21 protein-coding genes and 1 pseudogene are annotated in these 26363 nt (G+C 42.5%); 9 read left to right on the top strand and 13 right to left on the bottom strand.

Annotated features, from left to right (window positions below):
• The first annotated feature begins 63 nt into the window (after positions 1-63).
• Together U0035_RS17410 and U0035_RS17405 are read left to right on the top strand one after the other, a co-directional pair.
• Positions 64-378 (top strand): DUF2752 domain-containing protein, encoded by a 315-nt coding sequence (locus U0035_RS17410; protein ID WP_114792472.1) that lies wholly within the window; start codon positions 64-66, stop codon positions 376-378.
• Positions 344-706: a TM2 domain-containing protein gene (locus U0035_RS17405; protein WP_114792471.1), complete on the top strand. Its 363-nt coding sequence runs from the start codon at positions 344-346 to the stop codon at positions 704-706. The genes U0035_RS17410 and U0035_RS17405 overlap by 35 nt, the downstream gene beginning before the upstream one ends.
• Positions 707-708: 2 nt before the next feature.
• Here the strand turns inward: U0035_RS17405 and U0035_RS17400 are convergent, their stop codons facing one another.
• On the bottom strand, positions 709-2667 hold the full coding sequence (locus tag U0035_RS17400; protein ID WP_162817974.1) for a TonB-dependent receptor: 1959 nt from the start codon (positions 2665-2667) through the stop codon (positions 709-711).
• A 298-nt stretch (positions 2668-2965) separates the two neighbouring features.
• On the opposite strand from U0035_RS17400, the gene U0035_RS17395 reads away from it, so the two are divergent.
• The 4 genes from U0035_RS17395 (at position 2966) to U0035_RS17380 (ending at position 7423) form a co-directional block, all read left to right on the top strand.
• On the top strand, positions 2966-4135 hold the full coding sequence (locus U0035_RS17395; RefSeq protein ID WP_114792469.1) for a DUF3298 and DUF4163 domain-containing protein: 1170 nt from the start codon (positions 2966-2968) through the stop codon (positions 4133-4135).
• A gap of 67 nt (positions 4136-4202) precedes the next feature.
• The gene (locus U0035_RS17390; RefSeq protein WP_114792468.1) at positions 4203-4790 is read left to right on the top strand and encodes a hypothetical protein; all 588 of its coding nucleotides are present in this window, start codon (positions 4203-4205) and stop codon (positions 4788-4790) included.
• 90 nt (positions 4791-4880) lie between these two features.
• Positions 4881-6455 carry an NAD(P)/FAD-dependent oxidoreductase gene (locus tag U0035_RS17385; RefSeq protein WP_114792467.1) on the top strand — a complete coding sequence of 525 codons (1575 nt, stop codon included), beginning with the start codon at positions 4881-4883 and terminating at the stop codon, positions 6453-6455.
• A gap of 320 nt (positions 6456-6775) precedes the next feature.
• Positions 6776-7423, top strand: coding sequence for a TetR/AcrR family transcriptional regulator (locus tag U0035_RS17380; RefSeq protein WP_162817973.1), 648 nt, complete (start codon positions 6776-6778; stop codon positions 7421-7423).
• 125 nt (positions 7424-7548) lie between these two features.
• On the opposite strand, the gene U0035_RS17375 is transcribed toward U0035_RS17380, so the two are convergent.
• The 3 genes from U0035_RS17375 to dtd are packed head-to-tail and all read right to left on the bottom strand — an operon-like array spanning position 7549 to position 9355.
• Positions 7549-8550, bottom strand: a complete 1002-nt coding sequence (locus tag U0035_RS17375) for a YihY/virulence factor BrkB family protein (protein ID WP_114792465.1) — start codon at positions 8548-8550, stop codon at positions 7549-7551.
• Between the two features lie 6 nt (positions 8551-8556).
• Positions 8557-8901: a nucleotide pyrophosphohydrolase gene (locus U0035_RS17370; RefSeq protein WP_114792464.1), complete on the bottom strand. Its 345-nt coding sequence runs from the start codon at positions 8899-8901 to the stop codon at positions 8557-8559.
• 1 nt (position 8902) lies between these two features.
• Positions 8903-9355 carry a D-aminoacyl-tRNA deacylase gene (gene dtd, locus U0035_RS17365; protein WP_114792463.1) on the bottom strand — a complete coding sequence of 151 codons (453 nt, stop codon included), beginning with the start codon at positions 9353-9355 and terminating at the stop codon, positions 8903-8905.
• A gap of 182 nt (positions 9356-9537) precedes the next feature.
• Between dtd and arfB the strand changes: the two are divergent.
• The 3 genes and pseudogenes from arfB to U0035_RS17350 all read left to right on the top strand — a co-directional run.
• Positions 9538-9918, top strand: a pseudogene (arfB, locus tag U0035_RS17360) (alternative ribosome rescue aminoacyl-tRNA hydrolase ArfB); the annotation flags it as partial.
• Positions 9919-10010: 92 nt separating this feature from the next.
• Positions 10011-10793 carry a 3-keto-disaccharide hydrolase gene (locus U0035_RS17355; protein ID WP_114792487.1) on the top strand — a complete coding sequence of 261 codons (783 nt, stop codon included), beginning with the start codon at positions 10011-10013 and terminating at the stop codon, positions 10791-10793.
• Positions 10794-10836: 43 nt separating this feature from the next.
• Positions 10837-12174, top strand: coding sequence for a Gfo/Idh/MocA family protein (locus tag U0035_RS17350; RefSeq protein ID WP_114792461.1), 1338 nt, complete (start codon positions 10837-10839; stop codon positions 12172-12174).
• A gap of 111 nt (positions 12175-12285) precedes the next feature.
• Here U0035_RS17350 and U0035_RS17345 read toward each other — a convergent pair whose 3' ends face one another.
• The 9 genes from U0035_RS17345 to U0035_RS17305 all read right to left on the bottom strand — a co-directional run bounded on the left by U0035_RS17345 (position 12286) and on the right by U0035_RS17305 (position 26352).
• Positions 12286-13440 (bottom strand): DUF4998 domain-containing protein, encoded by a 1155-nt coding sequence (locus U0035_RS17345; protein WP_114792460.1) that lies wholly within the window; start codon positions 13438-13440, stop codon positions 12286-12288.
• Between the two features lie 29 nt (positions 13441-13469).
• Positions 13470-14735, bottom strand: coding sequence for a DUF4959 domain-containing protein (locus U0035_RS17340; RefSeq protein WP_114792459.1), 1266 nt, complete (start codon positions 14733-14735; stop codon positions 13470-13472).
• Positions 14736-14770: 35 nt separating this feature from the next.
• Complete coding sequence (locus U0035_RS17335) at positions 14771-16753, bottom strand: RagB/SusD family nutrient uptake outer membrane protein (RefSeq protein WP_245957805.1); 1983 nt, start codon at positions 16751-16753, stop codon at positions 14771-14773.
• Positions 16754-16855: 102 nt separating this feature from the next.
• Positions 16856-19960 carry a SusC/RagA family TonB-linked outer membrane protein gene (locus U0035_RS17330; RefSeq protein ID WP_114792458.1) on the bottom strand — a complete coding sequence of 1035 codons (3105 nt, stop codon included), beginning with the start codon at positions 19958-19960 and terminating at the stop codon, positions 16856-16858.
• 637 nt (positions 19961-20597) lie between these two features.
• Entirely contained in the window at positions 20598-21611 is a 1014-nt protein-coding gene (locus U0035_RS17325) for a vWA domain-containing protein (RefSeq protein WP_114792457.1), read from the bottom strand.
• Between the two features lie 6 nt (positions 21612-21617).
• Positions 21618-22580: a hypothetical protein gene (locus U0035_RS17320; protein ID WP_114792456.1), complete on the bottom strand. Its 963-nt coding sequence runs from the start codon at positions 22578-22580 to the stop codon at positions 21618-21620.
• A 22-nt stretch (positions 22581-22602) separates the two neighbouring features.
• Positions 22603-23475, bottom strand: coding sequence for a DUF58 domain-containing protein (locus tag U0035_RS17315; RefSeq protein ID WP_114792455.1), 873 nt, complete (start codon positions 23473-23475; stop codon positions 22603-22605).
• Between the two features lie 90 nt (positions 23476-23565).
• On the bottom strand, positions 23566-24567 hold the full coding sequence (locus U0035_RS17310) for an AAA family ATPase (protein ID WP_114792454.1): 1002 nt from the start codon (positions 24565-24567) through the stop codon (positions 23566-23568).
• An 84-nt stretch (positions 24568-24651) separates the two neighbouring features.
• Positions 24652-26352, bottom strand: coding sequence for an NAD+ synthase (locus tag U0035_RS17305; RefSeq protein WP_114792453.1), 1701 nt, complete (start codon positions 26350-26352; stop codon positions 24652-24654).
• Positions 26353-26363 lie beyond the last annotated feature (11 nt).

Here is a 26363-nt window from a genome sequence, read left to right as displayed (position 1 = left end):
CACCGACCAGCACTGTGCCGCAGGCATTGCAGCCATTAATTTTGTGTTATAATTTAAAGCCCCATGCTCAGGTTTTTACAAAAATATAGCGAGGTGATTCTTTGGAACGGTGCGTTGATACTGTTGGGGATCATGAAAGTAGACAGTTCTGCCTCACTTTGCATTTTAAAAAACCTGGGATTTCCCTGGTGCCCGGGCTGCGGACTCGGCCATGCCATCCATTATGCCCTGCATTTTGATTTTCAAAAGTCAGTACAGGAACATATTTTAGGTATTCCCGCTACCCTGATTATTTTTTATCAAAGCTGTAAAGCAATATATACAATCAACAAAACAAACAACTATGGACCAGCAACAACTTGTAAGAATGTTTCCTGATATGGAATACGACGAAATGGCGACGATCATGCAACTTACTCAAAATATGACCGAACAACAGCAACAAACCTTCCTGGCTATATTCCAGGGCAAAAGGAGGGACCGCACCTTAATGCTGGTGCTGGCACTTCTTGGATTCGTTGGCTTCGCCGGCATACACAGGATCATTACGGGTGATATCGGGCTTGGTATTTTATACTTTTTCACTGCAGGCCTTTGCTTTGTAGGAACCATAGTAGACCTTATCAATATTAAAAGCATTACCCTTACCTATAACCAGAAAATGGCATATGAGGCCGCTAATATGGCGGTTGCCACTTTCAGGTAACCTTATTTCGTTAGTGAGAATGCCGCTCCCGCATAATAATTTCTGCGCGGAGCGGCATTGTAGTATCGGCCTGAAACCGCATTAATGTCATTACCCAGGCTGTAGGTTTGATTAAGCAGGTTATCTGCGCCGGCATAAAAATTCAACTGAACTTTTTTAATAGTGGTTATATATCCAACTTTTGCTGTCACCAAATGATAAGGGCGGGTACTAACTGTATTTGCATCATTTAGAAAAATGGAGGATGCTCCATAATAAGATCCGATAACGTAAAAACCATTTCTTAAATAAGCGTCTCCCCAAATGGAAAATGTATTAGACGGTACACCGGGCAGTACTTTACCCGAAAAATCATTTCCCTCTTTCTCAAATTCGGCATATCTGAAATGACTGTAAGTATATGCAGCTGTGAGCCAGCCTGTTTCAATAAACGAGTTGCGGCGAACATAATTATACCGGGTGAAGAATTCTGCCCCGTTTTGCCGGGTACTGCCTGCATTGGTAAAATAATCGGCTCCTGATTCATCACGTCGTTGTACCAGGGCATTGTTCAATCTGAAAGCAAAGAGGCTTGCTTCGATGTTGAATCGCGGTAGCGCGTTAATCTTGCCCAGCAATTCGAAGTTCCATCCTTTTTCTGCCCCCAGCGACGTGTTAATAATGCCGGTAGAAGGCAGTAGTTCGGCTACTGTAGGAGGAGAAAATGATTTAGAGATCAATACACCGACGCTATTATCACCACCAAAGGCTTTGGAAATAGCCAACCGGGGTATCAGTTCAGTGCTAAAAGAAAATGGCTGGTTTACAACGGGACGATCACTCAGTCTTTCGAAATCAATCCGGCTTTTATTATAGCTTAATCCGGCACTATAACTCCACTTATTAGCCATATCAAAGACGATTTGGGAAAATATAGTGTAAACGGTGGTTTGCACATCGTCGTTTGTTTGCAGGGTATCCGCATTCCCCTTTCTGTTACCCAGCACTTTTATGTTAAAATTTCCTGATTGTAATTCAGCGCCGTTCTGCCAATCGATGCTGTTGCCGCTACCCCACTTCTTTTCCAGCTTAAAAATAGTTCTCGCGCCGAAATGAGGTTCGTTGCGCATTTCGTAATTCCTGACAGCACTATTTTCAATCCGGTTGTAGGAACCGTACACCGTTGTACTGTTAGAGAACACTTCATTGAATTTATTTTTATACCCTATGCCGGCAGTAAGGTTTCGTTGAAATATGGCAGCTTTTGCATCGGTCGCCGATGGGAATATACCCGCAGCCGGCCGCGCCGATCGGGGGTTGGCCTGAAACTCGGTGAGCGTGAGCCCCCCGGGCGTTTGGTAATACATATCAGTAAATAATACATTGGCACTTATTTGTTGCTTTTCTGATATTTTAAATTCACTGGTCCACGAAAGATTATCCCGGCGCATCGCAGATTGCTCCCGGTAACCATCTGTTTCATGATGCGCATAACTAATCCTTGAGGCAGTTTTGGCTCCTGCAATATTACCCGAGGCCGAGAGCCCCCTTAGCTGGTAACTCCCGCCATACAACTCCACCGACGCTTCATTGGCCTTTGCCGGCCTGTTCCTGATCAGTACCTGCCCACCGGTTCCTGCACCGTAACTGGTGTTGGCAGTGCTTTTTATAAAAGTCATATCAGAAAAACTACCCGGTGCAAGCTGGTTGAAATAAGTATTACCCCCCGGATCGGTTAAGGGAATATCGTTCCAGTAAATCTTTATATTTCTTACACCAAAAGGAGATCTGAGCGAGCTTCCCCGCATATTAAGCCGGTAACTGCCGGGCGAGCGCTCTTCCATACGCACACCGGGGAGGGTGTTGACGAGATGAAGCAGGGTAGCCTTGTTAGTGGGAGGCTCCAATAGCCGCCTTTTTACCACCGTCGCAGTCATGGCATTTTCAAACCTGCCCTCTGCAAATACAGTATCCTCAGCCAAAACTTTAGCCGGTTTGGAGGGCGCCACCTGCGCCCGAACTGATACAGGGGTACAAAATAGTAGCCAACCGCACATACCACAAGTGACCAACCGAACGCTCAGTAGCAGAACCCGGGCCCAACCTAAACTCACGAAAACACAATACTTCATGAAATTGATTAACAAAATGATTTAGAGGAATAAAAATAAGACAGCCCGTTGTAATTTCGCCCGGGTTACCAACATTTATGCTTATACTATTTGTGGCATGAATTTTTGTAGACAATAATGATTTTCAGAACTATCCAAACCTTATTATATGTATAACCGGACTTTTATCGGCTGTCTTTTACTGCTGACTATTTTTGCCTGTAAAAACAAAGACAAAAAACCTGCCGACAATGGCACTTCTTTGCGAGATAGTATCCCCAAAACGCAAAACCTGACAGATACTTATTTTTTCAAAACCCTGGAAGGCACTATCGCCGGGAAAGCAGTAGTAATGAATATGGTAAAAGCAGGCAATCGCGTTGATGCCAACTACTATTATATAGAACAGGGGCAATCCATATTTCTTTCCAGGAACTGGGAGAAAACGACTGGTGATAGTATTTATTTAATAGAGATTACCAATATCACTTCAGGCAAGTCTCCGGCTCTGTCTATGGCTATCGCAGTGGACGGCATTAAAGGTACTTGGACCAGTGGCGACGAGAAAACCACTTACCCTATCGACCTGAAAGAATCATCCATTCAACCATCTGTTAACCTGATAGCAGTAGGTGCAGTTGACTCGGCACAGTATCTTAAATTTAAAAAGGACACCCCTACCCTGAAGACGGCAGTGTGTATTATAGCTACCCCTGATAAAAATCAGGGCTGGCTGAATGAAAAAGTAAAAAACTTCCTGGGAGACCAAAAGAAAAATTCTCGTGACTTATCCATGCAGCAAATCGTGGACGCCCAGGTACGACAGGTTGTTGATGGGTATGAAGCCGAAGTGGACAGCAGTATTGTTGGTGTAGCCGATGACGGACCTCATTATTTCCTGAACAGGGAATATGAAGCCCTGGGCAATGTATTGTTTAACCAGAACGGATATTTGGTTTTGAGCATGTATAGCTATGCGTATACAGGAGGCGCCCATGGTAATTATGGTACACGCATGTATTGCTTCGATGTAACGGCTCAAAAACAGTTGTCCTTGCAGGATCTTTTATCGATCGATTCAACAACGATGCAACGACTAGTGGAACAGCATTACCGGAAGCAATATGCAGTACCATCCTCCGCTCCCTTAAGCTCAAGGCTATTCGTGAAAAAACTGGAACCCAATAATAATTTCTATTTTTCGCCCAAAGGGCTTGGCTTTTCGTATAGTCCGTATGAAATTGCATCCTATGCCGATGGAGAAATTAAGGTTTGGATACCTTTTGCCGATCTAAAGCCCTACCTGAATGCAGCATTCGCGAAGCGAATGAGTTTGTAGCATTTTTTTAACGCTTTAACAATTTGAATGAATTTGAATTCGAGTAATCCTGTTATCTTTAGCGCAAATGTTACGGCTGCTGTTGATTTTCTGCTTTTTAACCGCTACCCTGGTGGGCGTTGCTCAGGTGCCTGATTTCATTTCTGTAAGAAAGAAAAATGGCATGCCTGTAAAAAACTATTATGCCGGCACCAACATCTCTTTCCTTGCTACAGACGGCAGACGATATGATGCACTAATTCACAAAATTGCTAACGACAGTGTTTACCTGCGATATTTTACAACAGCGCCTTATACTAATATATTCGGAACCGTAAGTTATGACACTGTAACTACCTACATTTTACAGCTTCATTATAAAGGAATTAAGTATATTAATACTCCTAAAGCCAGCTATCGAAACCACTACCTGGGTAAGCTGGGGGGAATTGCAGCTATTGGCGGGTTGGGATACTCTGTTTTGAATATTGCTAACGGCCTGATAGAAAAAGCCGACCCTTTGCTGGACGACCGTAACGCACGAAATGTAGCCATTGCTACAGGTGTGGGCGCAACGGGGTTTCTGCTCAACAGGATTTTTCGGAGTTCAAAAAAAGGCAACCGGTATAAGATCATTTACGTAGACATGAGCGCAGACAGCCCTACGTCTTATTGATCAAACCTGCCCCTGATATATTGACAGCAGCGCATTTCATTTTTCTTCTTTTCTTTGCATAAATTCTTCAGGATAAAAACCTGACAAGACATGCAGAAAACTATTCAACTCAAATTATCCCCCCGGGAGGCATCAGATCGTACTTTTATTCAGCAGCAGATAGCCGCCAGCGAAAATATCGATCTGGCCAGCGTTACCGGCTTCACCATTCTAAAGCATTCGATTGATGCCCGTTCCAGGCAGCCCTGGTTCAATTTAAAAGTAAACGCTTTTATTAATGAGCCTTACCAGCAACGGGAGCTGCAATCCTTCTCCTTTAAAGACGTCAATAAAGCAGATAAGAAGGTGATTGTAATTGGTGCCGGCCCCGCCGGTTTATTTGCAGCACTTCAATTAATTGAGAATGGGATACAACCTATTGTATTGGAACGCGGTAAGGACGTAAAATCCCGCAGGCGCGACCTTGCTGCGATGAACAAGGAAGGAATCGTGAACGCCGAAAGTAATTATTGTTTCGGAGAAGGTGGTGCCGGAACTTATAGTGATGGGAAGCTGTACACCAGAAGCAATAAAAGAGGCGATATAGACAGAATACTTAATCTTTTTGTAAGGTTTGGAGCGGAAGAAAAGATACTCTATGAAGCACATCCGCATATTGGCACCAATAAATTACCCAAGATCATCACGGCTATGCGGGATCAGATCATCGACTGCGGGGGCAAGGTGTTGTTTGATCAAAAAGTAGTTGACTTCATTATCGAAAGCCATACGCTAAAAGGTGTCATAACACAGGATGGAAGCCGGCTGGAAGCCGAAGCAACTATTCTGGCTACGGGTCATTCTGCCCGTGATATCTTTCATCTGCTTCACAAGAAAAATATTCTGATAGAAGCGAAGCCTTTTGCTTTGGGAGTTCGGGCAGAGCATCCTCAAAGCCTGATTGATACAGCACAATATAAATGTGATACCAGGGGCGAATATTTACCCCCTGCGTCTTACAGCCTGGTACAACAGGTGCATAACATTGGCGTATTCAGTTTTTGTATGTGCCCGGGCGGCATCATTGCCCCTGCTGCTACGGCACCAAACGAAATTGTAGTTAATGGATGGTCTCCTTCCAAAAGAAATAACCCTTACGCTAATTCCGGCATAGTAGTTCAGGTACAATTAGCAGATGTGATTAAAAATTCGAAATCTTCTGATACTGACCCGCTTGCTTTGTTGAATTTCCAGCAGGAAGTGGAGCATAAAGCATTTCAGTTGGGCGGAGGCGCACTAAAGGCACCCGCACAGCGCATGGTGGATTTTTGCACCAACAAGGTCTCATCTAACCTACCTGATTGTTCTTATTTGCCGGGGATCAGCAGCGCCAACCTGGGTGAAGTATTACCATCTTTTATAAATAGAGCATTACAAAAAGCCTTTGTTGAATTTGGTAAAAAGATGAAAGGATATTATACCAACGACGCTGTATTGGTAGCCACCGAATCACGCACTTCCTCGCCGGTAAGGGTACCAAGAGATACAATAACCTTAGAGCATCCGCAGGTTAAAAACCTCTATCCCTGTGGCGAAGGAGCGGGTTATGCAGGAGGTATTGTAAGTGCTGCCATGGATGGAGAACGGGTGGCAAGGAATATCACTCAAAAAATGGTTACTGGTTAAAATGATACCAACCAGCACCATTTAACGGCAGCAAGTATATAAAGACAGGGTTATCCCCCAGTTCATTAACCGGGCCATTCTTCTTGCGGTGGTGCCATAAAGGCTACCGGCCCCATCCTTTCATAGAATTTAGTAACGGCACGAAACACTCAGCTTTTGCTGAGTATTACCAAAATACAAATAGTTAAAGAGATTTCAAAAAAATTTTCACCAAACGGGGACAAAAGAACCAGATGGTCATGCGATCAGATGTCAGTTTAACTGCATTTATTTTGCAAAGCATAAAAATGAATCGATATTTGGGATATAAAGTTCTGCGCATGAAAAGGAAAACGCATCAGGGGAAAATATACGACAAGGAAAAAACCAAGCAAAAACTGATCAAAGCGGTAGGAAGTATATTGATTAAAGAAGGCTTTCAAAATATTAAGGTCAACCGCATTGAAGCAGTGTCGGGTGTATCTAAAAAATTGATTTACCGTTATTTTGGGGGATTGGAAGGGTTGATTAAAGAATATCTGGAACAACGGGATTTCTGGAATTTACAGATCAAACAAATGGAGGGTGGAGCGTACGACGTGACCACCCCCCTTGAAAAAGAGGAGATAATCACCATCCTGGAAGACGATTTTCATTATTTTGAGAAGTCGCCGGAAATGCAAAAGATCATCCTTTGGGGCATTAGCGAAAAAAACAAAACGCTTAGGGCAATTGCCAACAATCGTGAAAAATTTGGAGAACCTGTTTTTAAAAAGGCGGATCTTACTTTTAAAAACAGCGATATTGACTTCAGGGCTGTTTCAGGAACTATTGTAGCAGCCATTTATTACATGGTCCTGCATGGTAAAACGCTGGGCACTACCGTCTGCGAAATAGACATCACTAAAAAAGAAGGCCGGGAACGGTATTTAAACACGTTTAAAAAGATAATAGATCTGTGTTACGAAAAGACCGGGCATAAAAAATAATACCAACCGGCCATCGTATAAATGCAGGTTGGAAAGATACGGTTTCCCGGGGAATTATTTATTTCACAGAAATTACAGCGTTAAATTTTTGTTGCAGCTCAAATAGCAAAGTAACGCAAAGCCGCTTATCCTTTCTTCTCTTGTCCGGTGTTGGGGTCAATTTCCTTTATAACATCATGCTCGTGGGCAGCCACCACTTTATCGTTATGCAGGTTTTGAATGGAATCTTCATGCTCCACTTCTACCTGTTCTACCCAAACAGCATATTGATTGGGGTAGATATTCATATCGTTATGTATGGCGAATACTCTTGTAAACGCAGCACCGAAATAAAGTATAACAGCGGAATAATAAACCCAAAGCAATATCACTATTATGGAGCCTGCGGCACCATAAGCTGAAGTCATCTTATTATGGCCCAGGTAATAGCTTATTAAAAATTTGCCAAGCATAAAAAGTATAGCTGTTACAAAAGCACCGGCCCGAACGGCTTTCCAACGGATACGGGCATCCGGTAACACTTTAAAAATAAGTCCGAATAAAAAAGAGGTAATCAGAAAAGTAATACCCAGGTTAGACAAATAGGCAATGGTAACCTGTGTTTCAGGAATGCTCTTTGTCAACTGATCAATAAAAATATCCATCAGGCCGTTAACCAATAAGGACACCAGCAATAGAAACCCCAGCGAGATAACCACAGAAAAAGACAACAATCGGTCGATGATTAACTTTAGCCAGCCCCTGCCTTTCTTAGGCTTTGTTTTCAACCGCCATATCACATTTATAGAGTCCTGTATCTCGGCAAAAATGCTGGTCGCACCGAAAATGAGTGTACCTAAACCTACGATCGTTGAAAAGCTTTTATCCGGGAAGGCTGAGGCATTGGTAATAGTAGCTTCTATTTGCCGGGATGCACTGCGTCCCACCAATTCTGATATCTGGCTGTATAAACTGGACTTAATATTCGCATCATGGCCTGAAAATACATCTGCTATCCACAACACCACAATCAGTAAACCTGGTATAGAAAAAATGGTATAGTACGCTAATGCTGCACTTAACTTAAAAATGCGCATGTCGAAAATTTCTTCGACTGACTGCTTGATGATGATCCAGGTTTTCTTCATTAGAACCTACTTCAGTTTTACATTATTGACATGCCTTTCTGCATCCCGTATAGTTTTCTTATCAAAATTTTTTCTCAACGCCTCTGTGAGGTTGATACCTGTTTGATTGGCGAGACAAAGTACTACCCACAAAACATCGGCCATTTCATCAGCAAGCATTTGCGTTTGTTCTTCCCGGGTATAAACTTTACCATTCTTATAAGATTGTTCGCCATAAATGCGGGCCATATGCTTTGACAATTCACCTACTTCTTCCGTGAGAATCGCCATATTAGTAAGCTCGCCAAAATATTTAACCCCTACCGTCCTGATCCATTCATCTACCTGTTGTTGCGCTTCGTTGATTGTCATATTATTCTTTATTCTTGGTGTCAATAATAATAGTTACCGGGCCATCGTTAACCAGCTGTACCTGCATATCTGCGCCGAATATACCTGTTTGAATGGTTTTTCCCAGGTCCTGTTGCAGTTGACCGATCATTTGCTCATATAGCGGAACCGCTACAGGCGGCTTACTTGCCTTAATATAGGAAGGCCGGTTACCTTTTTTTGTTGAGGCATACAGGGTAAACTGGCTCACGAGTAATATATCGCCGTCCACATCCTTTACAGATAAGTTCATCACCCCTTCAGCATCATCAAAAATCCTTAACTGCGTTATTTTCTGGCTCAGCCAGCGAACATCCTCATCACTATCCTGATCTTCAATACCCAGCAATATCATCAGACCTGTATGAATAGCCGAATGTACAGCTTTATCGATCGTTACCGAGGCCTGCAGCACCCGTTGAATCACCACTTTCATTGGTTCTTTTTTATATTTTCACTTGTCAGGGTCTGTCTTTCACCCGGCAGATAGTCACTGCTCTGCCTACCTAACCCTGTTCTGTCAGCCGGAGATATAAAGAATGCATGCGGCTTATTTCATGCATGCAAAATATAAAATATAATTTAGAGTGATAATTGAATAAAATGGATGTTTCAAAAGAGATTATTTTCAGAACCACCCGTAGCGGTGGTAAGGGTGGGCAAAACGTGAATAAGGTGGAAACAGCGGTGTTGGCCAATTTCCATATTGATGGCTCTGCAGTATTATCTGCAACCCAGAAACAATTGCTACGCGAAAAGCTCGTCAATCGTGTTAATAATGAAGGGTATTTATGGGTAAAATCAGAAACCCACCGTACACAATTAGAAAATAAAGCAGATGCCACCAGAAAAATAAATGAAATAGTTAACAAAGCGCTGCAGAAAAAGAAAGCCCGTATTGCTACAAAGGCATCGAAAGCATCTATAGAAAAAAGAATAGAAAGCAAAAAAAGAAAAAGTGTTGTAAAAGATAATAGAAGAAAATATCGAGGGGATTAAGTGTACTAACAAAATTGTTTGCTATTTTTAACAGGTTACAAATAAAAGTTCGGTCTGAACTCTTTGCTATTAAGAATTTAGTGCCAGTTAATATGAAATTTAAACAACTCTTAAATCCTGTAATATGGATTTCTCTTCTTTTTGTAAGTAATGCTTTTAGTGCGCTCGCGCAAAAAAACAAAACCATCAATTTGCTGAGCAAAGAAAATGCTTCCCAATGGAGGGGCTACGGGGCCAAAACATTACCTCCGGGTTGGATACTAAGCAATAATATGCTTTGGGTGGACAACGACAAGGTCAACGAAAAAGTAAATGATGTTTCTTATAAAGGCAGCCGTGACATCATTTTTCCCGGGCAGGAATTTGAATATTTTGAACTGACGATAGATTGGAAAATAGGAAAAGGAGGCAACAGTGGTATTTTTTATCATGTAAAAGAAGGACATGGCGGTCCATCCAGCATTTCGCCCGAATACCAGCTTATCGATGATGAAAATTATGCACAAATGCATAGTAATTTAAAGGATTATAACGCCCAGTTTGGCGCAAAAAATCCTGAACAATTACAGGATTGGCAAAAGACCGGCGCCGATTATGCCATGCACCCCGCAGATGAGAGCAAAAAAGTATTGCATCCCGCCGGCCAATGGAATACTACAAAAATCGTTGTGGCGCCCGGCCGCATTGAACATTGGTTAAATGGCGTTAAAATTGTAAGCTTTGATCCTGATTCTCAAGATTGGCAGGCCCGCAAACAGGCCGGCAAATGGGCTAAAAGCGCTGATTACGGCAAATTTAAAACGGGATATATAGGCCTGCAATATCATGGCAGCTCTTTATGGTTCAGAAACATAAAAGTAAAACCACTTAAATAAATATCAGTAACAAAAGCCATTATTAAAAACAAAAAACAAACTGATGAAAAGGATTGATTTTATAAAAACTACAGCAGCCGGTAGTTTAGCATTTATGCTGCCCTTGTCTTCACTGGCATCAGGAACTAAAAAGCTGAGAGTTGCCCAGGTTGGGCTAGGCATGATGGGCACCGCCGACTTAAAGGATATTGCCTCGCACCCTGCGGTAGAAGTAATAGCGCTTTGTGATGTGGATATGAATAAAATAAACGCAGTAAAAGGCTCTTATGCCGGCGCTAAAATTTTTACTGATTACAGAAAAATGTTTGAAAGCATTGGCAGCGAAATAGATGCCGTTGTAGTATCAACACCAGATCACGCTCACGCGCCTGTATCACTGATGGCCATGGAGCTGAATAAAAACGTTTACTGCCAGAAACCTCTTACGCACTACATATCCGAGTCGCGCAAAATGGAACAGGTTGCGGCGAAGAAAAAGCTGGTTACACAAATGGGCATCCAGGTACATTCGTTTTATGATTATAAATTAGCCACTATTCTCATTCAAAAAGGTATTATCGGGAAAGTTAAAAAAGTAATCGCCTGGTCTCCCAAAGTATGGGGATACGATGGAACTGAACCGGAAGGAAGCGATCCGGTACCGGAAGGACTGGATTGGAATCTTTGGCTGGGGACCGCAAAGGAACGTCCTTACAAAAAAGGATTTTATCATCCCGGTAACTGGCGCAAATACCTGGATTATGGCTGTGGAACTTTAGGCGATATGGGCGTTCATATTTTCGACACACCCTACAATGCGCTGAAACTGGGAGTGCCGTTAACTGTGAAGAACGAATGCCGCGCACCTAATGGTTTCGGCCATCCCGAAAACAACCATGTAGTTTATGTTTTCCCTGGCACACCCTATACTGCTAAAACGTTAGAATGGGTTTGGTACGATGGTAAGGGAGCGCCGGAACCTCAGGAAGAATTAAAACTTCCGAATGGCGAGCAGTTGCCTGATCAGGGCGCCATGTTTATCGGCGAAAACGGCCAGCGCCTTTTACTACCTCATTTCATGCAACTTCCCAAACTGATTATCAATGGCGCCTATCAAACCATTGACATTAAAAAGTATGACACCAAAAATGAGGCGGGTAAACCAACCGTAAGTTATGACGTAGAAGGGCAGAAGCATTACCACGAGTTTGTAGATGCCTGCCTGGGCAAAGCCAAATGCAGCGCTCCTTTTTCTTACTCAGCAAAATTGACTGAGGTGATATTATTAGGCGTTATAGCTGCGCAATTCCCCAATACAACCTTGAATTGGGATGGTAAAAACGCGCGGTTTAAAGAAACAGAGGCCAACAAATTCCTCGAAGGTCAGTACAGGGGATTTTAATAAAAAAAATTAAACTATGAAGAGCCCATGATTTAAAACCATGGGCTCTTTTTATATTAAGAAGCCCGGCACTTTAGAAATGCCGGGCTTCTTTTATCATTGATACTCCTGCTATTTCGTGAACAACCTCCACTCACCTAACTGGAAGGCCCCCGCTCCATTATTCTGAGTCACGGCCAAGCGGTAATACTTATAAGATACAGTGTTTGTAAAGTCAAAGATCCGGTAGGTGCTGCGCTGGCTAAACATTTCTCCGGTACGTGTATCAACCGCTGTCCAATCAACACCATTATTAGACCCCGACAATGTCCAGGATTTGGGATCGCGGTCTGGCGCGTCATCTCCCGTAGACAACATGTAAGAGTTAACTGCTGCTGGCGCAAACAACTCTTGCTGCATCCAAAACTGGGGAGTGTAGCTGCCCATGTAGAGTTTCGTTTTGTAATCAAAATCTATCAATTTCAAAGATCCTTCCCTGGATCCGGGTCCCCCATCATTATCCCGGCTTACCGTAATACTTGCGCCAAGCGTTTGCTCAATACCAAAATAAGGAGTAACCGACAGTGGCACCTGCACAGATATTTCCTGATCTAACCAGACAGTGTCTATTATAGGATTTCCGTTTACTTTAGGGATAATCTTAAAGCTGATATTAATAGTATTCAATTCTCCTTTCTTCACGTTTTGCATTACAATAACAGGATTGTTTTGCGCCACACCCTCACGGGTCACTCCGTTCTTATCTTTGTAGGAGTATTTTAAACCATAATAATCCAATAGCACCGACGATAGCCCGCCGGGCCAGGTTAAAGCTACTGCATCAGGCGTAGCTACCACTTTCGGTGGGGGAACGGTTAAATTAGCTTTATCTCCCTTGGAAAAAGGGATTAGCGCTATTTCCTGCGGTACCGATTTGTTTCCGGCATCGTCCATTGTATAAGCTTTTATCCTGTATAGCTTAGGTTCGGTAAGGCCGGTAATATTGATCCATGAGGCCAGCGTATCAATGGTCATCGTCTTTCCGTCATATTCGACAACGCTCTTAACAGCTTTGCCTAGTTTCATATCACTTGCCCGAATGCGGCCTGCTTTCATGAGATCTATTTCCAGGCGCTCATATCCTACACGACCTACAATGGTGTCAAATTTTCCGGGATAAACTGTTTCACCAGCATACTTTTTAAAATTTTCATCCATCTTGCTACAGGCAGTCACAGTAACTATACCCATCACAAGAAACAGCAGCAAAAATTTATAGTTGTTCATTTTAAAGAAATTTGAGTTCGTTACAGGAATCAATTGGAACGTTTACCAAATAATGTTATTTCGGAAAGACAGTTGGCGTCGTCTAAAGTGTAATTACCTCCAAAACCTTTATAGGCTTCGAATCTAAAGCGCTTGGTTCGTTTGGTATATCTGGGATTGTCAGGATACATATAAGCCATATCCCCTGCCTCACCTTTCTTAACAAACTCGAGCTCGGTCAAACCTGTTGGCTCCACTACTTTATGCTCTGTAACATATTCCCAATCCTGCTTAACATCATCCCAAATGTACACTTTGTAAATTCCTACATTTTCATAGCGGTAATATTGTCCCCGGCTCACATTTGCCAATCCGCCTGAATGTCGCTGTACAGTAACAATCCTGCTGATCTCATAGTAATCTCCCAGTTCGATTATGAAGTTCCAGGGCATGTTTCCGTCCTGAGCCCTGCCGGTCCGGCCACGTCCGGCTGTATGAAGAAAATTTAAATTGTCACCTCTGTCTATAATGCCATCAATAACTTTTGCATTTCGGCCTTCAAGACCATCTCCAAAAACCATGGGTACACCGCCGATTGAGTCATTAGGAGCAGGAAGGGACCAGTTGCGTTTAGGTAGCTCCACATCCTCCAGCAGGTTTAAACTCCCCTTATCAATGGTTTGGGTGATGTTGCCGTATATATCTTCTACCCTAACTGATACTTTTACCGGTTCGGTGGTTCCAAGTTTTAAATCATTGATAAATCGTCTGTCTTCCGATAAATTAGAGGAAAAAACCGTGGTCAGCTTCCTGGCTTCACCATTTAATCTAAATTCATAATCAACATACACGTTTATATTCTGCTCTAATTCGTTTACCCAATCCAGGAAAAAGGAACTAAATCCAGGCTTGGCTACAATAGTCTCTGCCACCCTTGAGTAAGCTGGCTCTAACGGCGTAACCGGGATTTCCAGCGGCTCCGACCTGTTTCCGGCTCTATCTACAGCATATAATGCTACTTTATGCTCACTCACATTACCAAATCCATACACATCCAATGAATCTACAAAGTAAGACGACATAAAGGTAAAGGACTTACCATCTGCCTTGGTATAAACGGCCTCTACTCCCAGCAGGTCCTGATCTCCAGGCACTGTGTAAAAAAATCTGGCTCCGCCGTATAAAGGCTTATAAGTCTTCAGTGTAACTTTTCCCGGAGGGGTTTTGTCATCCTGTGAGGATTGAAGGCGATCCTTTTTCTTGCAGGCAATGGTTAGTAGAACAGCCAATGATAATAAATAAAGGCGTTGCATCATGATAATAATTTTTATAAACCGTTATATAATTTTGGTTACCAGCCCGGGTTTTGAATTAATTTTCCGTTGGTATTCATCTCATTTAAATCGATGGGCCATAAACAATCGTTTATGGTAAAGCGGCGCTCTTGCTTTACGTTCAACACAAAAAAGCTGGTTCCCGTGGTACCTGTATGTGTCCATCCATATATCGGTACAGAGAAAGCACCCGGTGCACGTTTATGACGCAACATGTCCCAGAAATGCTGTCCTTCAAAAGCGAGTTCTACAGCACGCTCCTGTAAAATGATGTCACGCAATCCTTCTTTAGTCAGGTGTTTGTTAGGCGTTCTGGCTAAAGTTGGGTTCGACCAAACTGTCTCTATATCAGGCACACCAGCTCGTTGGCGTATTTTATTGATCTGGGCATACACTTCTGCACTCGGACCAGAATACTCATTTAATGCTTCTGCTTTCATTAAATAGAGGTCCGCCATTCTTATAATTGGATAAGGATATTTTACTGTTCTTTGCCAGGCCCCGGACTGAGATTCAGGATGAACGAATTTTTTAACCCCTATACCTGTGCAATAATAATCAGTAGTATGCTGTGAAGAGTTGAATCCACCATCCCTGTTAGCATACATAATTGTCTTAATCAGTTTGGTATGCGTTCTCCAGTATCCACCGGTTATTGCCAGGTTCGCATAAAAGCGTGGTTCACGGTTTAAATACAGGTTAATGGTTTCCGTTCCGGGTTGCATAATTCCGGTTAAAGGAACATATTCTGCACTCGAAGCGCCGGGAGTAGTAGTCAGCTCATGCCGTGTATTCATGTTAAAAGTCAGATCATCTTCAATTGGCAGTCCATTTTTAGTGTAATAGCGTTCAGCCATCTGGTAGGTGGCTGCTAACCATTGCCAGGAAAAGCCGGGATCGTTTTTAACACCGTCACCATACCCGTCAGGCAATCTCATGTTAGAACCATGTGGTATTTCACCGCCACCATAATAATCAATATTGGAATTACCCCAAACCACTTCCCTGTTCCAGGGGTCGCAAATCACCATACGTAAATCATACAGCTTTTTCATATTAGCCGGATTTTTCTGAAACGCCTCCCGGTCAAACAGGTAGGGCTCTTTAGTATAAGTATACATTACATGCCCATTTGTTTCGGCTGTAGTTATAGCATCATTTAAGGCATCTATAGCAGCCTTCCATTTTTCTTTATCATACTGCAACGGAAAAAACGGCTCACCTTTTTCGTTTACAAAATCACCATAGTATTCCATATTACCATTATAGAACGGACTGGCTCTGAAAAATAAAACCTTTGCTTTTATCGACTTGGCAACAATTCTATCTATTTGTCCTACTTCATTTTCACCAGCACGCTCATCCAATGCAGGTATAGCTTCCTCCATCAAGTCCAAAATATATTTGAAGCAGTCTTCTACTTTTGAGCGGGGAATAAATAAATCTTCTGTAGGCGTTTCAGGCGTTGCGGTGAAAGTGGGCAATACAATTGGCCCGTACCTTTGCACCAGCATAAACAGGTAGTACGCTTTCAACATTTTGACCTGTGCCTTCCAATCGTTTCGTTCCACTTCGGTCATATCTCTTACTTTGCCAATATTTTCCAGGAAAATATCGGCCTGTCTTACAGCCTGGTAAAGTGGACTGCCGCCCTGTGTGCCCGACCAGTACCCCAGCTGAGGTGCTGATTGAGACTGAAGCCCTCTCATAATGCGCATGCCCCTCAGGTTACCTGTATTATTATTATAATCCAGCCTTCCAATCCATTCATCTCCTAAGGTCCACGATGTTAAATGCACATCTCCGTCCCGGGGCATATAACTGTACACTTTTGCGAGGCCATTCCAGGCATCTTCCCGCAAATTAAATATGTTATCCAGTTTTAAGGTATTGTCAGGTACCACATCCAGGTATTTTTTACAAGAAAAACCTGTGAGTATGACTGCAGCGATCATAGCGCCCATTAAATATTTTCCTGTATTAATATTCATAATTTTCATCTGCTAAATTTTATTTTTTAAGCTTTCACCAGATTGCTTTATGTAACTTTTTATCTCTTTGATTGTATTGCTATCCACACATATAACGCAAGCGATTCCTGGTTATAGTGCTAGCTGAAACCCGATATTAAATCGTCTGTTTGGAGGGTAGCCTAATCCCCTTCTACCCATTTCAGGATCCCAAAGTTTAAAGGGACTGAATACCAACAAATTTTCTGTGCTTAGATATAAACGGCTGCCCGATTTCAGGTTCCATCTTTTTAAATCAGGTGTGAAGCCAATTTCTACCGATTTTAATCTCAAAAAGGAACCGTCTCTTAACCACCAGGAAGACTGACGCATATTATTATCAATAGGGTCTGTTGAAAGTCTCGGCCAGAAAGCATGCACATTGGGATTGGTCTCACTCCAGTGGTCCTCTGCTATAATTTCCAATGCATTTCTCCTCCCCGCAAAAGGGGCAATACCATCAAAATCACCACCGCTGGAAGCGCTTGCATCTATGAAGAACGAAGTTCTTGCATTACCATTAAAGAAGAAATTTATATCGAACACTTTATAAGCCAAAGTAGCACCAAAGCCGTACTGAATTTCGGGAACAGCGGGGTACCCCAATGCAACCCTGTCATTATCATTAATAATTCCGTCGCCATTAATGTCCTTATACTTAATATCACCTGCCATGTAGTTTCCAAAATCCTGCCTGGGCGAGTTCTCTATTTCGTACTCGTCAACAAATAACCGCTCAGCCACCAGCCCCCATTGCTGATTGATATTGCTTCCCAATCTTTTCAGGTATTGGTCGGGAAAATTTTTCTCATCAATTTTAACAAGCTTATTGGTTGCATAGGTGAAATTGGCTCTCAGGTTTACATACCAATCAGCTCCTACGTTCTTTACATAATCTATTGATGCATCCACGCCTCTTGATGCCACTTCTCCCACATTACCACTGATGGCTGCTTCCAGACCTGCAGTAGCCGGGAAGTTTTGTCTCATCATATATATATTACTTCTGACATCATGAAAAAAATCTACCGTAGTTTTTAGCGACTCACGGAAGAAATTCATTTCGAGACCCACATTCCATTTTTCCGACTGTTCCCACGTAATATTCGGATTAGCATACCGGTTTATTGAGAAACCATTATAGGCATTCATGAAAGAAGTGCCCCATCTGTAGGCGCCTCCTCCCAAGGATATATCAGATAGGTAAAAGAACCTTCCTGCTCTTCCGGCGATTGCATCATTACCCACTAAACCCCAGGAGCCTCTTAGTTTTAAAGTGCTTACCACATCTTTCATCGATTCCCAGAATTTCTCGTTAGAAACCATCCAGCTTGCCCCGGCTGAAGGGAAAAAGCCAAAACGTTTCTCTCCCGTAAATTTTTCGGAACCGTTATAAGCATACGCAAATTCTAAAAAATACCGGTTATCGTAAGAGTAGTTGACACGCCCTGAGTTACCCATGTTTCTTTCAGGAAGTGTTTCGTATACGGAAGTGCTGTTTCCTGAAGTAAGTAGTTTCGACTGCATCATGCCCACCGTCATTAATGAAAAATTATGCGCTCCAATAATTTTATCCCAGTTTAACCGGCCCTCAAAATAGTACAGCCCATCGGCATCCCTGCCTGGCACCACATCTCCTAAATAAGCCTGCCCGGTAGTTGGATTTAAAGGAAAGAGCGTATACTCCCTGGTAACCTGGTTGTAACTGTCCAGATCATACAGGTAAGGGAAATAGCTGCGCCTGCTTGAGTACCTGCTCCAGGTAGTGGCCGATGCTTTTCCCTGGAACTTTAAACCCTTGGTGATAAAATCAAGATCCTGCATCAAAGTAGCCTGAGCCGTAATGGTACTTTCATTGCGGTCTTCATATCCGCGTATCATTTGCGCATAAGGATTCACTTTTAAGCCTCCGTTAACAAAACTGCTGCCGAATAAGATATGGTCTGTGTATAGATTGTTAGAATCCGGTTCAAAATATGCGGGAAAATCAACCGGGTTGCTGTTCATTACATTTCGGAAAAGATCACCGGCGGATATAAACGGACCAGTGTACGACTCGAATCGTCCCTGTAACCTGGTATCTAATTTGGTGGAAGGGGATAATTTGAAAACCACATTTGATCGGATCAAATAACGATTGATGTCGATGTTATTATTAAAGTTATTCCTGTTATCTACCTTCAGCAGACCTGACTCTTTATCATACCCAAATGATACATAGTAATTAGCCACCTGACCTCCACCTCCCAGGTTTACATTTGCTTTAAGATTTGTGGTATAATCTTTAAAAAGTTCGTTCTGCCAATCTATATTAGGAAATATCATTGGGTTTTCTCCGTCGGCTGTAGACTGAATTTTTTGCTCCGAATAATAGGTGCCTAAAACCGGATCTCTTGATACCCGGGTTTCATTATACAATCGCATGTAATCTACGCCGCCGAGCGTTTTAATTCTTTGCACAGGCGTGGCCACATTGTAGTCTATTCTGGCATTAACACTGATAGGGCCCTCCTTTCCAGACTTGGTATTAACGATAATAATTCCATTGGCACCTCTTGCGCCATACAAGGATGTTGCCAGGGCATCTTTCATTATGGAAAAGGATTCAATATCATCGGGAAGCAGGCGTGCTAAATTATCCGTGGTAGATTCGAAACCATCAATAAGGATCAGCGGCGAAGCCTGATAACCAAAAGTAGTTACCCCACGAACAAAGAACTGGGCATTATCGGCCCCCGGCTCGCCCGTGTTCTGGTAGGATATAACACCAGGTATTCTTCCGGCAAAGGCACTTGTTAAGTTGGATGCCGGAACGCGTAAATCCTTGGCATTAACGGTGGTAATAGCACCCACCACACTTGCTTTTTTCTGTTTACCAAATGCAACCACCGTTACATCCTCCATATCAGCAACCGTGTTGTATAGCATGATCTCCAGGATGTTCTTTTCACCTACCAATTCCCGGTATTCCTTTTTACCAACGTAGGAGAATACAAGGGAATCACCGGGAGTCGCTTCTATTTTAAACTCCCCGTTATTGTCGGTGGTGCTTACCTGCGCCTTATTTAACACACTAACAGTAACCCCACCCAATACAGTGTTGTTCTCAGCATTTTTCACAACACCGGAAACGGTTTTGGTTTGTGCCTGGGCGCCGACACAAATAAGCATCAATGAAAGTAGCCAAACAAGCCTCATAATTAATAATAGTTAAAGGTTTGAAATAAAAAATCTATTGTATATACTCGGGCATTCCACTCCCCGTACTCTTTCGCAACGAAAAAGTGAACATGGTAGCTTACCTACAGCGATCAACAAAAACGTTTTAGCAAAAAGGTCAAAGAAATCCATCCAATCATTACGCGCAATCAAAAAACGGGGGAAATCAGTGCCTTGAAAAAACTTGTGTTTTCTACCTAAATTTCTCTCTCTGGTTTAAAATTTTTAAAGTCCTTTCTTGGTTTAATATACTCGGCGAAGCACAACGTTAAATCGCTTTAACAAATCGAATATACAAAGATGAAATTAATAACAAAAATTTTTTTCTCATATTATTTTAATCTCAGCCGTCTCTATTTCAGTAATAGGTTGAATATTCATTCAAACTCGCAGGCATCTGGCAAGGCTTTAACCATAGCAATGCCTGCATCTTCCCGAAATAAAAAGGCAGAAACAATGATCTTGCGGCAGCGCTCTCAGTTGATCACCACAATATCGTTAGAGTAGTATTTTCAATCAAAACATTCCCGATATTACATTATGCATTCGCGGGTAATATTGCTGGTAGCAAGTGATCCTGAACGGGCTCAAACAAGTATCATGTTGAACTTGCCGATTAAGGAAACTTTTTAAATAATGTATACTTTAATAAAACTTCTATTACAATAAAGGCAAGTGCAGCTAGTACCAATGGTATAAACATTTCCTGAATTTGCTTGTACCGGATGATCTCTACTTTTGATTTCTCAAGCTGGTCTATCTGGCCATAAATCGCCTGCAGGGAAGCCTTATCAGTGGCGCGGTAATATCGCCCCCCGGTACTGGTTGCTATCCTGGTAAGCAGGGCTTCATCTATATAATTGCGAACCATATTTCCTGCTACGTCTTTAACCATCTGCTCCGAGGTGCTGGTAGCAGAACCCAGGCCTACACAATAAACTTTTACATTATTCGCTTTGGCGATCTCCATTGCCATTTCAGGATCTATAATGCGTGTAGGAGGTGCATCCTCTTTTCCGTCTGTTAACAAAATAACCACGCGGCTTTTACTGCTCCCCTTACTGATGCGATTAACCGACATAGCCAGGCCCTCGCCAATCAAGGTACCTATTTCCAGGTATCCGCCGTCCATTATTTTCAATGTTTGCAATTGATTCAATACCGTATTCTTATCGGGCGTAATAGGGCATTTGGTAAAGCTCTCGCCAGCAAAGATCACCAGGCCAATCCGGTCTACCGGCCGGTTCTTTACAAAATCTATAGCCACTTCCCTGGCTACCTGGAAGCGGGAAGGCTGTACATCTGTAGTTCCCATACTTCCGCTTACATCCATACACAACACAATATCTATGCCTTCACCTTCTGAGCGGCTTTTTTGAGTTTGATATTGAGGCCTCGCAAGGGCCATGATCAAACATGTTATTGACAGTATACGAAAAATGAAAGGCAGATGCCGGAACCTGGTTTTGAATGTTGCCGGAGTCTGTGAATTAATTGCCGAGGCTTTAAAAGAGCCACTATCGCGGTTAGCTTTTTTTGCATATCGCCATATTAGAAAGGGAACAATGCCGAGAAGAATAAAATTCTCCGGCCATATAAAAGTGATATTTTTCAACCAATCATAAATCATAAAATATCAACCTATTTCTACTTTAGTTTTACTTACAGGTATTTTCAATTCTGCTTCTATATAGTTAATCGACGCTTCAATCACTTCAAATGCAGATGCGGCTTCATTATCATCGGGATGATACCTAGCAAATTTTACAAAATCGCATAAATATAAAACCTGCGATAGGCTCTCATATTTCACCTCATCATTCATTAAAGGCTTAATCTTTTCAACCAGATTATTGGAGGTGTGCTGCAGCGAACTGATCCCCGTTCTTTCCAAAATATAAGTTCTGAAAATTTCTACTAACTGCGCGTAAAAATACTTTTCATCCGGCTTATCTGCTTTCAGATCATGGAGACTTTGCATTGCTCTCTTATAGGCCGCTGCCGGAGAAACGGCGCTTACTACCGGCTTCGCCCGTTGCGGCTGGGTCATCCAATATACCATGAGCGTTAACAGAATCAATAATGCGGCAACAAAATACCACCATCGTTCCAGCTCCGCATCCATTTTAAAAGGCACGTCTTTTACAGGTTGTACATCATGATAGGGTTGTTTAGGATCAAAATCTTCGGTAAAAGCAACATCTACCAACACACTGTTTGTTTTTACAAAAGCCCGGAACGTGAATTGAGGAATCACCCAGCGACCGGAATCAAAACTGGTTAGTTGAAAGTATTGCTGGTATAAAGTGGTATCTCCCTGTTGTAATATACGCGAGCTGTCTCTCACTAAAAACTCGAAATGGGGTATACTGTCCACCTTAAACGGAGCCACTTTTACACCGTTCAATGTTTTTACCTCCAGTGTAAGCCAGAAAGGTTCCCCCAACAACACTTTGCTTTTATCAGTGTAAGCACGTACTGCTACCGGCTGGGCCTTCACGACACAAGGAAACCATAGTATCAAAAAAGATATAGTAGCAATTACAATCCATCCCCCGCTTCTTCCATTACCTGAATTATATAGCAACTTCCCGTTCAAACTTTTCCTGTTTATATATCAACTATTTAATTCTGCTTTTAAAAAACCGTTGTAACACCCGTACATAATCATCGCCTGTTTTTATATGCAACAAATCACTACCGGCTTTTTTAAATACATTCACGCTGTACTCAGTAGCATTGAAAAACTGCTCTTCATATATCTTCCTTACATAGGCATTACCTGTGTCCAGCCATTGCGTTTGACCGGTTTCAGCATCCAATAGTTGCATCAAACCGGCGTTGGGCAAAGCCTGATCCATCTGATCATATATTTTGATACCGATCAGATCATGCTTTTTTCCAACAACACGTAACGTGTCTTCATAGTCGGAGTCAATAAAATCACTTAGTATAAAGGCGATGCTCGATTGTTTGATAGCGTTGGTAAAATACTTCAGCGCTGTATTCAACCGTGTACCTTTACCTTTTGCTTCCAGGCTTAATATTTCCCGCACAATAAATAAAGCATGCTGACGTCCTTTTTTAGGCGGGATATATAGTTCCATCTTATCGCTATAAAAGATAGCCCCTACTTTATCGCCGTTACTCACTGCCGAAAAAGCCAGCACTGCGGCAATTTCAGTAGCCAGGTCTCTTTTAAATCCGTAATGAGTTCCAAACAGGGAACTATTGCTGATGTCAACCAGCAGCATTACCGTAAGCTCCCGCTCTTCCTCAAATATCTTGCTATAGGGATGACCAAACCGGGCCGACACATTCCAATCTATAAAACGGATATCATCACCGGCAGCATATTCACGCACTTCTTTAAAAGACATCCCTTTACCCTTAAAGGCACTATGATACTCGCCGGAGAACAGGTCCCGGGCCAGTTTCTTGCTTTTAATTTCCAACTCACGAACTTTCTTTAATATTTCAGTAGTAGACCGCATATTTAAGATTACAGTTGACAGATACCTAGCTCGCAATTGAATCCGGAGTAATACCTGTTAACCCTATCAACCAGTTAACTAATCAACTATTCACGGTACATTCACCTTACCTATGATCTCATCGATAATATTTTCCACATTTATATTTTCAGCCTCTGCTTCATATGTAAGCCCTATGCGATGCCTCAGTACATCATGGGCAATACTCCTGATATCTTCAGGCATCACGAAACCCCTTTTGTTTAAAAAGGCTCTTGCTTTGCCCGCCAGTGCCAGGTTGATACTGCCGCGGGGCGAAGCTCCGTAGGCTATCAGCGGCTCCAGTCTTTTTAACTCATAGCGACCGGGATAGCGCGTTGCAAAAATGATATCCAATATATATTGCTCTACTTTTTCGTCAAGGTAAATATCCCGAACCAGGTCTCTGGCATATAGTACATCCTGTATATTTACCACCGGTTTTATTTCGGGTGCCTTTACCGACTGCACATTCGATCTCAGTATCAATTGCTCCTCCTGCATTTCGGGATACCGTACAATTACCTTCATAATAAAACGGTCCACCTGTGCTTCCGGTAAAGGATAGGTACCTTCCTGCTCCAACGGGTTCTGCGTAGCCAATACTAAAAATGGTTCATCCAGTTGGTAAGTTTTATCACCAATAGTCACTTGTCGCTCCTGCATAGCCTCCAGCAATGCCGATTGCACTTTGGCGGGCGCCCGGTTGATTTCATCTGCCAGGATAAAATTGGCAAAAATCGGCCCTTTACGCACCACAAAATCATTTTGCTGCTGATTATAGATGAGCGTACCAATTACGTCGGCAGGTAAAAGATCGGGAGTAAACTGTATCCGGCTGAAATTAGCCTGTATAGCCGTAGCCAGCGATTTGATCGTTAGCGTTTTTGCCAGTCCCGGTACACCTTCCAGCAGTACGTGGCCGTTACTAAGCAACCCTATTAGTAGCCGGTCCAGCATATGAGCCTGTCCAACAATTATATGACCAACTTCCTGTTTAAGACGATCAACAAAGCCGCTTGCATCGGCAATTTTGCCGTTCAGTATCTTTATATCTTCTGCTGTTTTCAACATATCTGAATTGTGTTGATGTTTTCTATTATGTTTGAATGTAATGGCGCGGCTTGTTTCCCCTCCCTCACGTCAATAAAGTAGCGCTTAACTCAAATATTTTGCCACAATAGGAATACGCCTGCCTACACCGAACGCTTTATAACTTACCCGTATGATAGGGCAGAACTGGTTACGTTTATATTCGTTCATATTTACCATTCTAAGGATGCGCTTTACCAGGATCTCATCAAAACCCTGCGCAACAAGTTCCTTAGGGCCCTGCCGTTCTTCTATATATTTAAAGAGAATGGTATCTAATTCATCATATTCGGGCAAGCTATCACTGTCTTTCTGATCGGGTCTCAATTCAGCTGATGGAGCTTTAGTAATAATATGCTCAGGTATGATCTCTTTTTCCCGGTTGATATAACGGGCTAAAGCATATACCTGTGTTTTATAAACATCGCCTAGGACGCCCAAACCTCCAGCCATATCCCCATAAAGTGTTCCATAGCCCGTTGCCAGTTCACTTTTATTGGATGTATTCAGAAGGATATATCCAAACTTATTAGCGACTGCCATCAACAGGTTGCCCCTGGTACGACTTTGTATATTCTCTTCAGCTACACTGAACGGCAGGCCTTTAAACAGAGGATCCAGCTCAGTTAAAAAAGCATCATAAATATTTTTTATGGCAATAATATTATAAGGGTTATCCAGGTTCCGGCTCAGCTGCTCTGCATCGCTTACAGAATGAGAGGTAGAGTAATGAGACGGCATTAAAACTGCCTGTACATTTTCCTTGCCCAGAGCTACTACTGCTAAAGCGATCGTAACCGCACTGTCGATACCCCCACTGGAGCCAATAATGGCCTTCTTAAAGCCCATTTTAGTAAAGTAATCCTTTATACCTAATACCAGGGCCGCATAGATTTCTTCGATACTTTTTTCATCAGCCAGGTATTCCAGTATATTTTTTCCTACACCTACCTCAGAAGCGGCATAGTAAACGGTCACATCCTGCTCTCCGGCAGCCTGCTGATTTACGAGCTGCTCCAGATCAAACACTCTAAAGTCTTCTGAAAAATATTTCAGCTCCCCTGCTTTATTACCGGCATCATCATATACCAGACTTCCACCGTCAAATACAATCTCTGTTTGCGATCCAACGGTATTACAATATAACATTGGCAATTGATACTTTAAGGTATGCGCCTTAACAATGCTATTGCGCACCACATCCTGCGCATAATTGTAAGGAGAAGCCGAAAGATTGATCATAACATCCGGTGCAAACCGGATCAGCTCTTCCATCGGGGTAGTCCGGTATAGTGGGTTGCTCCCCATATTCCATATATCCTCACATATAGTAACAGCCAGTTTCTTACCTTTAAACTCTAATACGTTCCAGCTATAGGCGGGCTCGAAATAACGTCCTTCATCAAACACATCATAAGTGGGCAACAAAGTTTTATGTACTTCCCCCTGTACCTTCTTATCATACAATAAAAAGGCGGCATTAAAGAGATCCTTGCCCTGGAGATCCGGATTCCGGGCAGGAGCCCCTATTAACACACCTATTGTATCGGCTTCTTCCTTCACCAAATCAATAGCGGCATAAGATTGATTAATGAAGTCGCCAAACTCCAAAAAATCCCTGGGCGGATAGCCGCAAATACATAATTCGGAAAACACAACCAGTTCTGCTCCGGCTTCCTTTGCCAGCTTTATGGCATCAATAATTTTATTTACGTTGGATTCGAAATTTCCAATATGATAATTCTGCTGCGCTAATGCAATCTTCATCTTACCCTTTT

Origin of the sequence: Niabella yanshanensis (genome assembly GCF_034424215.1) — a bacterium.
Classification (GTDB): domain Bacteria; phylum Bacteroidota; class Bacteroidia; order Chitinophagales; family Chitinophagaceae; genus Niabella; species Niabella yanshanensis.
Note: the sequence above shows the minus strand (reverse complement) of the source record. Positions and strands in the feature narration are given on the sequence as shown.

What these genes read in the sequence shown, in the direction of transcription:
- U0035_RS17390 (WP_114792468.1), top strand. Translation starts at nt 4,203, where the DNA reads ATGTTACGGCTGCTGTTGATTTTCTGCTTTTTAACCGCTACCCTGGTG.
- U0035_RS17375 (WP_114792465.1), bottom strand. Translation starts at nt 8,550, where the DNA reads ATGAAGAAAACCTGGATCATCATCAAGCAGTCAGTCGAAGAAATTTTC.
- U0035_RS17325 (WP_114792457.1), bottom strand. Translation starts at nt 21,611, where the DNA reads ATGATTTATGATTGGTTGAAAAATATCACTTTTATATGGCCGGAGAAT.
- U0035_RS17310 (WP_114792454.1), bottom strand. Translation starts at nt 24,567, where the DNA reads ATGTTGAAAACAGCAGAAGATATAAAGATACTGAACGGCAAAATTGCC.
- U0035_RS17380 (WP_162817973.1), top strand. Translation starts at nt 6,776, where the DNA reads ATGAAAAGGAAAACGCATCAGGGGAAAATATACGACAAGGAAAAAACC.
- U0035_RS17410 (WP_114792472.1), top strand. Translation starts at nt 64, where the DNA reads ATGCTCAGGTTTTTACAAAAATATAGCGAGGTGATTCTTTGGAACGGT.
- U0035_RS17330 (WP_114792458.1), bottom strand. Translation starts at nt 19,960, where the DNA reads ATGAGGCTTGTTTGGCTACTTTCATTGATGCTTATTTGTGTCGGCGCC.
- U0035_RS17385 (WP_114792467.1), top strand. Translation starts at nt 4,881, where the DNA reads ATGCAGAAAACTATTCAACTCAAATTATCCCCCCGGGAGGCATCAGAT.
- U0035_RS17345 (WP_114792460.1), bottom strand. Translation starts at nt 13,440, where the DNA reads ATGAACAACTATAAATTTTTGCTGCTGTTTCTTGTGATGGGTATAGTT.
- U0035_RS17305 (WP_114792453.1), bottom strand. Translation starts at nt 26,352, where the DNA reads ATGAAGATTGCATTAGCGCAGCAGAATTATCATATTGGAAATTTCGAA.
- U0035_RS17315 (WP_114792455.1), bottom strand. Translation starts at nt 23,475, where the DNA reads ATGCGGTCTACTACTGAAATATTAAAGAAAGTTCGTGAGTTGGAAATT.
- U0035_RS17405 (WP_114792471.1), top strand. Translation starts at nt 344, where the DNA reads ATGGACCAGCAACAACTTGTAAGAATGTTTCCTGATATGGAATACGAC.
- U0035_RS17335 (WP_245957805.1), bottom strand. Translation starts at nt 16,753, where the DNA reads ATGAAAATTATGAATATTAATACAGGAAAATATTTAATGGGCGCTATG.
- dtd (WP_114792463.1), bottom strand. Translation starts at nt 9,355, where the DNA reads ATGAAAGTGGTGATTCAACGGGTGCTGCAGGCCTCGGTAACGATCGAT.
- U0035_RS17355 (WP_114792487.1), top strand. Translation starts at nt 10,011, where the DNA reads ATGAAATTTAAACAACTCTTAAATCCTGTAATATGGATTTCTCTTCTT.
- U0035_RS17395 (WP_114792469.1), top strand. Translation starts at nt 2,966, where the DNA reads ATGTATAACCGGACTTTTATCGGCTGTCTTTTACTGCTGACTATTTTT.
- U0035_RS17340 (WP_114792459.1), bottom strand. Translation starts at nt 14,735, where the DNA reads ATGATGCAACGCCTTTATTTATTATCATTGGCTGTTCTACTAACCATT.
- U0035_RS17370 (WP_114792464.1), bottom strand. Translation starts at nt 8,901, where the DNA reads ATGACAATCAACGAAGCGCAACAACAGGTAGATGAATGGATCAGGACG.
- U0035_RS17350 (WP_114792461.1), top strand. Translation starts at nt 10,837, where the DNA reads ATGAAAAGGATTGATTTTATAAAAACTACAGCAGCCGGTAGTTTAGCA.